This is a genomic window from Clostridium sp. ZBS2, assembly GCF_023845855.1.
Classification (GTDB): Bacteria; Bacillota; Clostridia; order Clostridiales; family Clostridiaceae; genus Clostridium; species Clostridium aquiflavi.
In genome coordinates, this window is the sequence record NZ_JAMQIF010000008.1 from 127,377 (window position 1) to 141,126 (window position 13,750).

Annotated in this window: 13 protein-coding genes; 12 read left to right on the plus strand and 1 reads right to left on the minus strand. The window is 25.9% G+C overall.

Going from position 1 to position 13,750, the window contains the following annotated elements; genetic code table 11:
- The first annotated feature begins 185 nt into the window (after window positions 1–185).
- The 12 genes from NG918_RS06110 to NG918_RS06165 all read left to right on the plus strand — a co-directional run bounded on the left by NG918_RS06110 (window position 186) and on the right by NG918_RS06165 (window position 11,827).
- A complete protein-coding gene (locus NG918_RS06110; RefSeq protein ID WP_252225326.1) occupies window positions 186–725 on the plus strand; it encodes a hypothetical protein in 540 nt (179 codons plus the stop codon).
- The gene (locus NG918_RS06115) at window positions 712–1,110 is read left to right on the plus strand and encodes a GntR family transcriptional regulator (protein WP_252212391.1); all 399 of its coding nucleotides are present in this window, start codon (window positions 712–714) and stop codon (window positions 1,108–1,110) included. Before NG918_RS06110 ends, NG918_RS06115 begins: the two co-directional genes overlap by 14 nt.
- A complete protein-coding gene (locus tag NG918_RS06120) occupies window positions 1,094–1,990 on the plus strand; it encodes an ABC transporter ATP-binding protein (protein ID WP_252225329.1) in 897 nt (298 codons plus the stop codon). The genes NG918_RS06115 and NG918_RS06120 overlap by 17 nt, the downstream gene beginning before the upstream one ends.
- Window positions 1,971–3,020 (plus strand): hypothetical protein, encoded by a 1,050-nt coding sequence (locus NG918_RS06125; RefSeq protein ID WP_252225331.1) that lies wholly within the window; start codon window positions 1,971–1,973, stop codon window positions 3,018–3,020. Before NG918_RS06120 ends, NG918_RS06125 begins: the two co-directional genes overlap by 20 nt.
- 184 nt (window positions 3,021–3,204) lie before the next feature.
- Window positions 3,205–3,477, plus strand: a complete 273-nt coding sequence (locus NG918_RS06130; protein WP_252212388.1) for a hypothetical protein — start codon at window positions 3,205–3,207, stop codon at window positions 3,475–3,477.
- 344 nt (window positions 3,478–3,821) lie between these two features.
- Entirely contained in the window at window positions 3,822–4,532 is a 711-nt protein-coding gene (locus NG918_RS06135; protein WP_252225333.1) for a pseudouridine synthase, read from the plus strand.
- Window positions 4,533–4,705: 173 nt separating this feature from the next.
- Window positions 4,706–5,611 carry a MurR/RpiR family transcriptional regulator gene (locus tag NG918_RS06140; protein ID WP_252212386.1) on the plus strand — a complete coding sequence of 302 codons (906 nt, stop codon included), beginning with the start codon at window positions 4,706–4,708 and terminating at the stop codon, window positions 5,609–5,611.
- A gap of 158 nt (window positions 5,612–5,769) precedes the next feature.
- On the plus strand, window positions 5,770–7,068 hold the full coding sequence (locus NG918_RS06145) for a CCA tRNA nucleotidyltransferase (protein ID WP_252225336.1): 1,299 nt from the start codon (window positions 5,770–5,772) through the stop codon (window positions 7,066–7,068).
- A gap of 18 nt (window positions 7,069–7,086) precedes the next feature.
- Window positions 7,087–7,365, plus strand: coding sequence for a late competence development ComFB family protein (locus NG918_RS06150; RefSeq protein ID WP_252212382.1), 279 nt, complete (start codon window positions 7,087–7,089; stop codon window positions 7,363–7,365).
- 231 nt (window positions 7,366–7,596) lie between these two features.
- Entirely contained in the window at window positions 7,597–8,289 is a 693-nt protein-coding gene (locus NG918_RS06155) for a response regulator transcription factor (protein ID WP_252225339.1), read from the plus strand.
- A complete protein-coding gene (locus tag NG918_RS06160; RefSeq protein ID WP_252225341.1) occupies window positions 8,267–10,531 on the plus strand; it encodes a sensor histidine kinase in 2,265 nt (754 codons plus the stop codon). The genes NG918_RS06155 and NG918_RS06160 overlap by 23 nt, the downstream gene beginning before the upstream one ends.
- A gap of 324 nt (window positions 10,532–10,855) precedes the next feature.
- Window positions 10,856–11,827 carry an alpha/beta hydrolase gene (locus tag NG918_RS06165; RefSeq protein WP_252212379.1) on the plus strand — a complete coding sequence of 324 codons (972 nt, stop codon included), beginning with the start codon at window positions 10,856–10,858 and terminating at the stop codon, window positions 11,825–11,827.
- 91 nt (window positions 11,828–11,918) lie between these two features.
- On the opposite strand, the gene NG918_RS06170 is transcribed toward NG918_RS06165, so the two are convergent.
- Entirely contained in the window at window positions 11,919–13,634 is a 1,716-nt protein-coding gene (locus NG918_RS06170) for a methyl-accepting chemotaxis protein (RefSeq protein WP_252225343.1), read from the minus strand.
- Window positions 13,635–13,750: the final 116 nt, after the last annotated feature.

Below are 13,750 nucleotides of genomic sequence, written 5' to 3' on the forward strand. Positions count from 1 at the left end.
TTTAATAATATTTTATGACATAATTACGCATTAAGTTAAAACCTATTAATTAAAAAAACTCTTAATAGATATGAACATAATATTAAGAGTTTTTTAAGAAATAACTAATATCTTTATAAGTTATAGTTTATTATAATAAAAGTGTACTATATAAAGTAATACACTTAATACAAGGAGGTAAGTATATGAGAAAATCTAAAATAGTAGTAGCTTTAGGTGGATTTGTAGTTATGACAGCACTACTTTGCATAGGATCTAGTGATAAGATATACAGAAAGCAAGTACATTTTAATACCACAGATGAAATATTAAATCAATTAGAAAACAATAAAACTATAGTATTTAATGAAAAAAGTGACTGGGTGGCTAGCAAGCAATTTAGTGAGTGTCTTTCATTAAGAAAAAGAATTGCAGGATCAGCAATAGATTATGAAACTATTCGTAACATAGAAAAACAAGAATTAGATGAAGAAGAGATTAACTCAATAAAGAAGGAGTATATTGATGCTGCATCAAGATTATCTAATTATAAAATACAAGATAATATTAATGTTGTTAGGATTAAAGCGGATACACAGTACCCAAGGGCAAATTCCTTAAATAAACAGATGATAGATATGATATTAGTAGATGAAGGTGAAGGGAAAGTAATAGATTATATAAGTATTTGGGATATAGATGATAATGGAGAAATAATTAAGGAGAATCATAATGATAAAGGTTGATCCAAGGAGCAGTACTCCTATATATGAACAAGTTGAACTTAGAATTAAGGAATTAATTTTAAAGGGCGCTTTAAATGAAGGTGAAAAATTACCATCAGTTAGAGAATTATCATCGATATTAACTATAAATCCTAATACTATAAGTAAAGCTTACAGGGAATTAGAGAGAGAGGGTATTATAGAAACATTGAGGGGAAAGGGAACATTTATAACTAATAATATAAAATCAACTACTGACTCAAAAAAATTAGAGAAAATTAGAGAAGAATTAAAGAATTTAATTTTAGAGGCAAGTTATGTTTCAATAGACAAAGAGAAATTTTTAAATATAGTACAAGTAATATTTGATGAATTAGGAGGAAAAGATCGTGATTCAGGTAAGTAATTTATCTTTTAAGATAGATGATAAAGAAATTTTAAAAGATATTAATTTAAATATAAATGAAGGAAAAATATTTGGGATAATTGGTCCTAATGGAGTAGGTAAATCTACTTTGCTTAGATGTTTAAGTGGAATTTATAAGACAAGTGAAGGAGAAGTTAAATACAATGATGAAAATGTGTATAATAATCCAAAGGTTAAAGAAAATATTGGATTTGTAGCAGATGAAAATACCTTCTTTTATAATTTTAAAGTTAAGGAAGTTTTGAGATACTATAATTATGCATATAAAAATTTTGATATTGATAGATTTAATGAATTAAATGAAATATTTAAACTGCCATTAAATAAATTTGTGTTTCAATTTTCAAAGGGAATGAAAATGAGATTATCTTTGGCATTAGCATTTTCAATTAAAGCAAAATATTTGATTTTAGATGAACCAACATCTGGACTTGATCCAATAGTGAAAAATAAGCTTTTAAAGATATTTATAGATGAAGTTGCTAATAATAATGCTACTATTATAATAAGTTCTCATCACCTTGGAGAACTAGAAAGAATATGTGATGAAGTGGCTATATTGGATGAAGGAAAAGTTTCTTATAAAAATTCTATTGAAAATATGAAAAATAAAATAAAGAAAATACAAGTAGCATTTGATAAGCCAACATATGAAGAGGATTTAGAATTAAAAGGAGTATTTAAGATATCTAAAGTTGGACGAGTATTTACAATTATAACAGAACAATATGATGAAGAATTTATAAAAGCTTTAAATAAGTTTAATCCATTGTTTATGGAAGAAATAGATTTAAGCTTAGAAGATATCTTTATTTACAAAGTAGATAAGGAGGAGAACAATGAAAAGATATTTAAATAAGGCTTTAATTTATCAATGGTTTAATTCTGCTAAATTTGCAATAATTGCAGGCATTCTATTTTGGGGGGTATATGCTAATTCTTTAATTGGTAGTGTGTATAGAAGTGTAATGTATGGTGTTGAGAAATTGGATTCTAATAGTTTTAAAACGGCAGGATTAGAGCAATATTTTGTATTAGGATTAATATTTTTAGTAATATATGTTTTGACTTTTGGAAATAACAAAAGAAATACTGAGATATTTTTATCAAGTGGTCCATATACTAAGAAACAAATAAAATTTAATGAATTGTTTTGTTATATGATTACATTAGTATTTTTTATTCTGATATATTTATATATAGCAGCTACATTCTATATTAGGAATATGGATAGCTTTGTAATAATTAATGGATATTCAACTATAATTATGGTTGAAATTATAAGAATTGTATTATTTGGAATACTAGGAATAATAATAATGCTTACTATAGAAGCTATGTTTTCTAATAATATGGTTGGCATAATGTTTATGATTATAATACCATTTTCATTTGTATTTTCAATTATTAGAAAATTTGATAATTATTATTGTATGTGGATAAATAGAGTGAGTTTTAGAGAACGTACCATTGAAGAGTTAAATAGATTTAATTCATCTGGACTTTTTGATGGATATATATGTGCTAATGAAATTAGAATGAGAAATTTATTTATAGCATCATGCATACTTATAATGATCATAGTAGTTTCCTTGGTTATATTAAACTATATTCAAAGAAAAAATTCTTTAGAAACTAATGTGGGTTTTTTTGGATCTGCATGGAGCAAAAATTTGGTGATAGTATATATAGCAATTTCATCTGGTATAATTTTAAGCGATTTAATACTAGGAAATTATAAAGAACAATTTATTAGCTCATACTATTTAGTTGAAAAAATATCTATTAATGATTATTTAATAGGCTTTGGAGTAGATTTTGGCTTATCAGCTATAGTAGGAATTATAATATATATGATAATTAAAAAAATATCAAAAAAGTTAGCATAAAATTTATTAGAGAAGAGTCATATCAAAATTATTTGGTATGACTCTTTCTTTAATGTCTAGGAAAGTATAGGATTTCTAGGAATAACATCTAGTAACTAGTATGAAAAATTATTTTTAAACAATAGAACACAAAATTTAAAGTTTGAATAATATATACTAAACGAAAGAATAGGAGTTGGTAAACATGTCAAAGAAATCTTGTGATTGTTGTAAATGCGAATGCTGTTGCAAACCATGTTGTAAACCATGCTGTAACCCATGCTGTAACCCATGTTGCAATCCATGCTGTAACCCATGTTGCAATCCATGCTGCAATAATGGCGGCGGAGGCGGATTCGGCGGAGGCTTCGGTGGATTCGGATGGATCTGGATAATATTAATTCTATTTGGATTTGGCGGATTTGGCGGAGGCGGATTTGGCGGAGGCTGTGGAGGCTTTGGCGGAGGATGCTGGTAATTTCCGATTTTTAGACAAATAGAATAACAGTGACGCAGATTGCAAAGTCACTTTATTATGTGAATAGAGGCAATATAGCCTCTATTTGCATGTAATCTATTAAAATAATAAACCAGTTTCTTATGCTAATTTCTATTCTTCTTGAGAGGAAAGTATTAAGAAACTTAGGTTTATTATTTATAATTATAATTTTAATATCAATTAATATAAAAATTATGGTATATTTATTAATGCAATATAAAAAATTAATTTATATGTATTTAAGATAATTTCACTTAGTATAGATTTATTAAAAACTAAGTGTTACTTAAATAAATGTTTATTTTATGGAGTTGATTAGTATTATGGAAGAAAGATTACAAAAATATATGGCAAGTTGTGGCGTAGCTTCAAGAAGAAAATGCGAAGAGATAATATTAAATGGAGAAGTTAAAGTTAATGGAGTAGTTGTAACAGAACTTGGAACTAGAGTAAATTCTGTAGAAGATAGAGTTGAATACAAAGGTAGCTTAATAACTAAGGAAGAAAATAAAGTTTACATAATTCTTAATAAACCTGAAGGATATATAACTTCTGCAAAGGATGAAAAGGGACGTAAAACAGTTTTAGACTTAGTTAAAGTGAGTGAAAGAATATATCCTATTGGAAGATTAGATTATGATAGTTCAGGGCTTATTTTATTAACAAATGATGGAGACATATATAATAAAATAATTCACCCAAGAGAAGAACTAAATAAGAAATACATAGCAGTAGTTAAAGGTGAAGTGTCAAAAAAGGACATAGATACTTTTAATAAAGGAATCGATATTGGAGGCTATGTAACAGCACCAGCGAGTCTAGAGGTTTTAAGTTATGAAAATGGAAAATCTACAGTTGAAGTATGTATTCATGAAGGGAAAAATAGACAAATAAGAAAAATGTGTACAGCTATAAATCATGAAGTATTATCACTAAACAGAGTGTCAATAGGAGAAATACAATTAAAATATCTAAAAAAAGGTGCGTGGAGAGAATTAACTATTGAGGAGTTAAATTATATAAGAAACTTATAAAATCATGTTGTTTTAATAAATTTGCTGATATAAATGAATGATTTTCAGTAATAACTTGCAAATTAAGAGTTTTTATTCTTAATATTTCAATATTCCTTGAATATATGATTGTAAGATGATAGAATTTAAATGAATATTATTCAATATTGTGAACGATAGGGTGATAAAAAAACATGAATGATATAAATAATGATAATAATGAAAATACTAAAGATTTAATGAGACTCATTCAAATTAAATTTTCAAGATTAAGCAAAGGTCAAAAATTAATTGCAGAATACATATTAAAGAACTATGATAAAGCTGCATTTATGACGGCAGCAAGGCTTGGAACTTCAGTTGGGGTATCAGAATCAACTGTTGTAAGATTTGCAAATGAATTAGGATTCTCAGGATATCCTAAGTTACAAAAAGCATTACAAGAACTTATAAAAAACAAACTTACAACTGTTCAAAGAATAGAACTTCAAAATGACTACTATAGTGATGGAGATGCATTAAAGGGTGTACTTAAAGCTGATATGGAAAATATCAGAGCAACATTAGAGAAGATAAACCAAAATGTTTTTGAAAATGTTGTACAAAGTATATTTGAAGCAAAAAGGATATATATCATAGGTCTTAGAAGTTCAACTGCACTGGCAGAATTTTTAGGTTTTTATTTAAATGTAATTCTTCAAAATGTAAGAATTGTAAGCTATGGAATTTCAGATATTTTTGAACAAATGATAAATATAGGCGAAGATGACTTAGTTATTGGAATAGGATTTCCAAGATATGCTGCTAAAACTATAGACGTATTAGCTTTTGCACAAGACAGAAAAGCAAAAGTAGTAGCATTAACAGATAGTTTATTATCACCTTTAGCTTCTAAAGCAGATTATGCTTTAATTGCTCAAAGTAATATGGCATCATTTGTTGATTCATTAGTAGCTCCTTTATCTGTAATAAATGCATTGGTTATTGCAGTTGGAATGAGAGAAAAAGATCGTATTTCAACTACGTTTGGTAGTTTAGAACAAATATGGAAAGATTACAATGTGTATTCTTATAATAATAGAAATGTAGCTGATGATTAATAATTATTTGAAAAGCCTTAAGGAAATTATTAAACTTATTTCCTTAAGGTTTTTGTTTTATAAATTTTGATATTTTGAGACTTAATGGTAGTATATAATAATAAAAATACAATATCTTGTTGTATGGTACACGAGATATTTGAGAAAGGATTTTAAATATGAATTTTAACATTAATATTCCAGATGATGTTAGATTTATTCTTGAAACTCTAAAGAAAAATGGTCATGAAGCTTATATAGTTGGTGGATGTGTACGAGATAGTATACTTAATAATATTCCTAAAGACTGGGATATAACAACTAAAGCAAGACCCGAAGAAGTTATAAAATTGTTTGATAAAGTTATATTAACAGGGGTTAAACATGGCACAGTAACTGTACTTATAAATTCAGAAGGTTATGAAGTGACTACATATAGAATGGATGGAGAATATGAAGATAGTAGACATCCTAAAAAAGTAAATTTTGTATCAAATTTAAAAGAAGATTTAGCAAGAAGAGATTTCACAATTAATGCTATGGCATATAATAAAGTAGATGGATTAATAGATTATTTTGAAGGAGTAGGTGATTTAAAGAAAAAAGTTATAAAAACAGTAGGTAATTCAGAAAAAAGATTTTCTGAAGACGCGTTAAGAATGTTAAGAGCTATAAGATTTTCATCACAATTAAATTTTAGTATTTCAAATGAGACATTAAATTCAATAAAAAACTTAAGAGATAGTATAAAAAACATATCCAAAGAAAGAATTAGAGAAGAATTTAATAAGATACTTTTGAGTAATACAAAAGGTATTGATGTTTTAAGAGAAACGGGCCTAATTGAGTATATTGTTCCAGAAATAATTAAGTTTTATGACTTCAAAATTGATAATATATATTATAATGATAATTTATATGCTCATACAATTATGGCTACTGAAGCAATAGAAAAAAAACTATATTTAAAATTAACTATGTTATTTCATAATTTAATTAAAATAAACAATGAAGATATGGAGTATACTATTTTACAAGTTAAAAAGTTTTTAAAAGAATTTAAATATGATAATTATACAGTAAATAAAGTTACAACTTTGATAAGGTATATGAATAATTCTTTAAATACAAAATTAGAAATAAAACAAATATTAAATTTAATTAACTTAGATTTGTTTGAAGATTTGTTAAAAGTAAAAGAAGCTGAAATATTATCTCAAAATCCATCATATAAGGAAGAAAGGTTATCAAAGCTGTTATATATTAGAGAAAATCTTAAAGATGTAATTTTTAATAATGAATGTTTTAACTTAAAGAATTTAAATATAAATGGTGAGGATTTGATAAGTTTAGGTCTTGAAAAAGGAAAGAACATTGGTGAAATGTTAAATGAATTATTAGAATTAGTAATTATAAATCCAGACTTAAATAGTAAAGAAATCCTTATAGATATTGTAAAAGAAAAAATAAATTTATAAGGAAGATGTGAGGTTATTATGGAAAAAGCAATAAATTATATGGAAATATGGGTAAAAGAATGTATGGAAAAGTTATTAATTGAAAATGATATGTGCAAATGTGATAAATGCAAAAAAGATATTTTTGCACTTGCCCTTAATAATTTAAAACCATATTATGTATCAACAAATAAAGGTGAAATAATGGCTAAAATAAGTGGGATGTATCAGCAATTTGAGACTGATATAGTAATAGAGGTTTCTAAAGCAATAGAAACCGTAAAAAAATATCCTAAACATACAGATGAAACATTTTAGAGTGATATATAACTAATTAAAAATCCTATAAACTGACTTAAAATTATTTAGATATAATTTTAAGTCAGTTTTTTCTTTCGAAATTCTTAAGAATTTCAATGAGGGTTTTGTAATATTTTACTTTTATTATAAAGATAAGGCATATTTAAAAGCCTAAAGGGATTAGATTTTCTATCAACTAATAAAATATGGTAAAATTAACATGAATTTTAAATCATTAAGGAGGATCAAATGAAAAATTACAATATTTTAGTTGTTGATGATGATAAGGCAATAACTGAAGCAATAGAGGTATATTTAGTTAACGAAGGGTATAAAATTTTCAAAGCTTATGATGGTATACAAGCATTAGAAGTTATAGATCAGCAAGATATACATCTTGTTATATTAGATATAATGATGCCGAATATGAATGGGACTAGAACTACTATTAAGATAAGAGAAGAAAAACAGATTCCGATAATAATGCTTTCAGCTAAATCTGAAGATACTGATAAGATATTAGGTTTAAACTTAGGGGCAGATGATTATATAACTAAGCCATTTAATCCACTAGAACTTATAGCAAGAGTTAACTCTCAAATAAGAAGGTATACTAAGTTTTCTCCTTTAAAAGAAAATAACAATGTGATTACAGTAGGAGGGATAGAACTAAACAAGGAGAGTAAAGAAGTATTTGTAGATGGTGAAAATGTACGATTAACTCCATTAGAATTTAAGATTTTGACTCTTCTTATGGATAATCCAAATAGGGTTTTTTCCATTGAAGAAATTTATGAAAGAGTTTGGAATGAACCGGTCTTTAACAATGTGGATACAGTTACCGTTCATATAAGAAGGATAAGAGAAAAGATAGAAATAAATCCTAAAGAACCAAGATATTTAAAGGTGGTGTGGGGAATTGGATACAAAATTGAAAAATAACAAAAAAATCAGACATACTAATTTATTGATTTTACTCTTATGTATTATGATTTTACCTATTTTTATGAGCTCATCCAATAAATTTATTAGAGCTCAAAATAATACGAAGGTTGAACAATTTTTAGTAGATGTTATGAATGATGTATGTTTCTCAGCAAGGGACATGAATTATTATGTTAATGAATCAGATGGAAGTCTAAAAGAAGAAGCTATACAAAATCAAATAAAATACTTAGAGAATGTTGATAGAGGTAGTTTGAATGATGTTACAAATGAAATTAAAAATTTTATGAGTGATAATGAAGAAAACAATAATTTACCTGAAAGTGATGAGGAAAAGCTTAAATTTCTAGAACACAATGAATATTATAATGAAATGGTAGATAGACGCAATAAATTAGAGGAAAAGCTTAAACAAGGTGATGAAGCATATAGAGAAGAGGGTATAAAAAGTATACAAGATTACTTAGAAGACAAATATCAATATCTTGCAGAGTATAGAAATGTAGAATATTATATAGAAAAGAATGAAGAAGAAGAACCTATAACAAATATTAAAGGTAAATCAAAAAATGATATTATAAATGAAACTCAAAGCAATTATAAGTATTATATTATGTTTTTAAATATTAATTATAAAGTTCCAGAAGAAATTAATGTTTCAAACAGTTTAAAAGAATCCATTAATGGAACACATAATTATTATGGAATACAGAATCTTTATAATAATAAACAAGTTATTGTTAGGATATCGAACCCATTAAAAAGTGGTGATGAAATAGCCAATGCAATTAATGAAAAAAATAAAGAAAATTTTAAGGGATATGCTTTTCTAATTTTAACTTTATTAGATGTTTTTATAATAATTCTTTTAATAAGGAAGTATAAACAAAAATTATGTTTGATATTAAAGAATAATTTTATAATAAGACTTTACAAGAATTTATTTATTGAAATAAGGTGTTTAGTTTTTGCATTACTTATAATATGTTTAAGATTTTTATATGATGCAGTATATTGGAACAATATGGTATACTGGGGTAATTTATATACCTTTATTATAGTAGAGATTATATCAATATATTTAGTGGTATCAGACATAAGAAATCTATATTTATTAAATAAAGAAATAAATATAAAAAATTATATTTATGAAAAATCATTACTTTATAAAATACTTTTAAAAATGAAAGAGCTAATAAAAGAAAGCTTTTTAATAAAATCAACTTCTTCAAGACTTATAATTTCAATAATAGTATTTATTACTTATGTTATCGTAGTGTTTATACAAGCATATTGGATGGGGTATATTGAATGGTGGCCTTACATGGAGCCATATGAGGTTATGAGATTAATACCTAGCATCATTTTTACCATATGTATAATAATATATTTTCTTTCCGTTGCAAGGAATATCAATAGAATAAAAATTGGTACAGATAATATCTTAAAGGGAAATTATAATAATAAAATTGATGTAAAAGGAGCAGTAATTCTTAAGGATATAGCAAACAATGTTATGAATATAGAAGATGGGTTAGACAAGGCTATAGATAAGGCAGTTAAGAGTGAAAAAATGAAGGGAGAATTAATTACTAATGTATCCCATGATTTAAAGACTCCACTAACTTCTATAATTAATTATATAGATTTATTAGATAGAGAGAATATTTCAGAAGAAGATAAAAAAAGGTATTTAGAAATTCTTAAGGAAAGATCACTAAGACTAAAGGTTTTAATTGAAGATTTATTTGAAGCTTCAAAAGCAGCATCTGGAACTTTAGAGTTAGATATGGAGAACTTAGATCCGGTAGCCCTTATTAGACAAACTATAGGAGAATTTGAAAATGAAATAGAAAAATCTAATTTACAATTTATAAAGAATATACCTGAAGGAAAACTTTCTATATACGCTGATGGAAAAAAGACTTTTAGGGTATTCCAAAATTTAATATCTAATATACTTAAGTATTCTATGAAGAACTCTAGAGTATATATTGAAGTATTTGAAGAGAATGAATATATATCAATAGTATTTAAAAATATATCAGAATATCAAGTTGATTTTACTGAAGAAGAAATACTAGAGAGATTTAAAAGAGGTGATAGTTCAAGAACAACTGAAGGATCAGGTCTTGGATTATCAATAGCAAAAAGTTTAGTTGAATTACAAGGTGGACAGTTTACTATTAGTATTGATGGAGATTTATTTAAGGTAGTAGTTAATTTGAAAAAAGCTTAAAACTTATAAGGTTAGTATTATTTAAAATATTAATTTTATATAGGTCTGTAGATTTAGGAATTTGATATATAAAAAGACTATCTCAAAAAATATATTTGTATATTTGAGATAGTCTTTTCTTCTTGTATTATATATTAATGGAACATTGATATTGTAGTATAAGGTGGAATTAGACTTTGATTTTTATAATCTTTATTTTCAGACAGTCTGTTGAAAATATGATAATATATAACTATATGATGAAAAAGTAAGAAATAAATGATTGTTTTAAGAGTATGGTGTATATAATTTATATAAATTAAATAATAGGAGATAAAGATAATAATGGAAGATAAGATAATACTAACAATATGTATTGCATTATTAATAATTATAATTTTACTTATATTTGCAGGAAACTATTTTTATAATTTTTCACTTAATCCCAATATATCAAAAGATAAAGTATTTGATAGCAATAAAAACTTTGGAAGTGAAGTAGTAAAGAAAGATGAAACTAGCGGAGAGGATAGAGAAGAAGATAGAGAATGGATATTAAATACATCAAAGTATAATGATATATATATAAAGTCATTTGATGATTTAAATCTTCATGGATATCAAATCTTGTATACTAATAATTCACAAAAGTGGGTTGTTATGGTTCATGGATATACTGGTGAGGGTATGAGAATGGGAAGTAGAGCAAAGGCATTTTATGAAATGGGTTATAATATAGTAATACCAGATTTGAGAGGTCATGGTAAAAGTGAGGGGAATTATATTGGTATGGGATGGCACGATAGAAAAGATATTATTGAATGGATTAATTATATAGTAAATAAAGATAAAGAATCTGAAATTTTATTATATGGTATTTCTATGGGTGCAAGTACTGTTATGATGACATCAGGTGAAAATCTTCCAAGTAATGTTAAGGCTATCATAGAAGATTGTGGTTACACATCAGCTTGGGATGAATTTTCATATCAATTAAAAAGTATGTTTAAATTACCTAAATTTCCAATAATGTATGCAGCAAGCGTTATTACTAAAATGAAATCAGGATATTTTTTAAAAGAAGCTTCAGCTATAAAACAAGTTAGTAAATCAAAGACCCCCATATTATTTATTCATGGAGAGGAAGATAAATTTGTACCATATTTTATGCTAGATAAGGTATATAATGCAGCGAAATGTGAAAAAGAAATATTAATAGTAAAAGAAGCAGGGCATTGTAAGGCTCATAAAGTTAATCCAGATTTATATTGGAATACTATAAAGAAATTTGTTGATAAGTATATTAACTCTGTGTAAACTATATAAAAATAAAATTAGCAATTATAAAAGTGATATCTAGATTTTTATAATACTAGATATCACTTTTATCTCATTAACAACTTTTATATTAAATTTTAAATTTAGATATTTGGTTATTTAATTCTTCTACACTTTCTTTGGATTTCAGTACTTCTTCCATAATTGTATTAGATTTTTCATTTATATTTGATACTTTTTCAGCAATATTTGAAGTTCCGTCTGCTCCTTCATTTGAAGCCATAGATACATGTCCAATTGTTTCTGTTACTTGTTGGAGTGAAGCTAAAAGTTCCTGAGAAGTAGAGCTGAATTCTAGTACAAGATTACTTACAAATTCTGCATCTGTACTATATTGATCTGCTATATTTAACATTGTATTATAATCACTTTGTACATCTTCAGAAACAAAATTTAATAATTCATTAGAACTAGATGATAAATCATCAACTGATACTACAACTTTTTGAGTTATATTTTGTATTTCAATAACTGTATTTTTACATTCTTCTGCAAGTGTTCTTATCTCATCTGCAACCACTGCAAAACCACGTCCAGCTTCTCCAGCACGTGCAGCTTCAATTGCAGCGTTTAATGCTAAAAGATTTGTTTGAGTTGATATCTGCATTATTGATTCTGATAATACAGTAATTTGTTGTACTACTTGTGAATTTTCTATTGCTGTTTGTAATTTATATTTAGTTTGTGAAAAGATATTTATACTTTTTTCTTGTGAATTATTAACATTGAGTTTAGTAGTTATTGCCCTTTTATTTATTTCAGAAGCTTCTATAGCACCTTCTTGAGCTTTTTTTGATATAGAGTCAACAGCTTTTTCTATCTCATCTGCTGTTGCATTAATTTCTTGTGCTGATGCAGCAGTTTCTTCCATTCCTGCTGATAATTCTTCTGTAGTTGAGGATACATCTTCTATATTTTCATTTAAATTATTTATATTTTCTGAAATAGTGTTTACTATAGTTTTAATACTGTCAGATTCACCTTTTACATTTCCAATCAAAAGTTTCAATGAGTTTTGCATACCAGTTATTGCATTTGAAATTTCACCTATTTCATCTTTTCTTCTCATGAACTTCTCAGGAAGAGTAATTGTGAAATCCCCTGTGGATACACGCTTTAAATGATTTACAGCAGTAGTTAATGGAACTGAGATAGATCTTGAAATTGTAAAAGTTACTACATAACCAAGGCATACGATAATAAAAAATATTACTCCAAATAATTTTTTAGAAAGATTAAAATCTTCATTATTTTGATTATTTAGACTATTTGCTAATTGAGAATTATATATAGCAATTTCTTTTAAGTTTGTTTGAAATTCAGATTGATTATTTTCAACAGTTTTAAATTCCTCAAGAGCTTCATTCTGTTTTCCATCCATTGCTAGTTTAACTGCAGAATTCATTCCTTTTGTGAAATTTTTAAGATTACTTTCAACAATAGGAATTCTATCTAGTGCATATTGTTCATTAGCTATTTGTTTAAATTTTGTCCAATTTGTGTTAAAAGTTTCTTGTCTAGTTTGAATGTCCTTTAATTTTTCGTTCTGCGTATCTTTGTCTTCTATATTTAATAGTATGTAATATAAATCTGATTCTATAGCTCTAGCTTGATTTCTGTTATCATTTAACCATTCAATACTTAATAAGTTTTGTTTATACATTTCTGCCATGCTTTTATTTGACTTCGCAATATAATAATATCCGATTCCACTCATAATACTAATTAATATTAATGCTATTAATGATAGAATTATTAGTTTAAATCTTATCTTAAGATTATTCATTATATTCTGAACCCCCTTTTTATATTTTCGACATAATTATACAACACATGCAAGGTTTTGCATATATATTACAAAAAATTAAATCTGTATAAATTTAGTGATAATTTATTAAAAGA

Coding starts and splice junctions, on each gene's coding strand:
- NG918_RS06140 (WP_252212386.1), top strand. CDS start 4,706: ATGAATGATATAAATAATGATAATAATGAAAATACTAAAGATTTAATG.
- NG918_RS06165 (WP_252212379.1), top strand. CDS start 10,856: ATGGAAGATAAGATAATACTAACAATATGTATTGCATTATTAATAATT.
- NG918_RS06130 (WP_252212388.1), top strand. CDS start 3,205: ATGTCAAAGAAATCTTGTGATTGTTGTAAATGCGAATGCTGTTGCAAA.
- NG918_RS06170 (WP_252225343.1), bottom strand. CDS start 13,634: ATGAATAATCTTAAGATAAGATTTAAACTAATAATTCTATCATTAATA.
- NG918_RS06150 (WP_252212382.1), top strand. CDS start 7,087: ATGGAAAAAGCAATAAATTATATGGAAATATGGGTAAAAGAATGTATG.
- NG918_RS06110 (WP_252225326.1), top strand. CDS start 186: ATGAGAAAATCTAAAATAGTAGTAGCTTTAGGTGGATTTGTAGTTATG.
- NG918_RS06155 (WP_252225339.1), top strand. CDS start 7,597: ATGAAAAATTACAATATTTTAGTTGTTGATGATGATAAGGCAATAACT.
- NG918_RS06145 (WP_252225336.1), top strand. CDS start 5,770: ATGAATTTTAACATTAATATTCCAGATGATGTTAGATTTATTCTTGAA.
- NG918_RS06115 (WP_252212391.1), top strand. CDS start 712: ATGATAAAGGTTGATCCAAGGAGCAGTACTCCTATATATGAACAAGTT.
- NG918_RS06125 (WP_252225331.1), top strand. CDS start 1,971: ATGAAAAGATATTTAAATAAGGCTTTAATTTATCAATGGTTTAATTCT.
- NG918_RS06135 (WP_252225333.1), top strand. CDS start 3,822: ATGGAAGAAAGATTACAAAAATATATGGCAAGTTGTGGCGTAGCTTCA.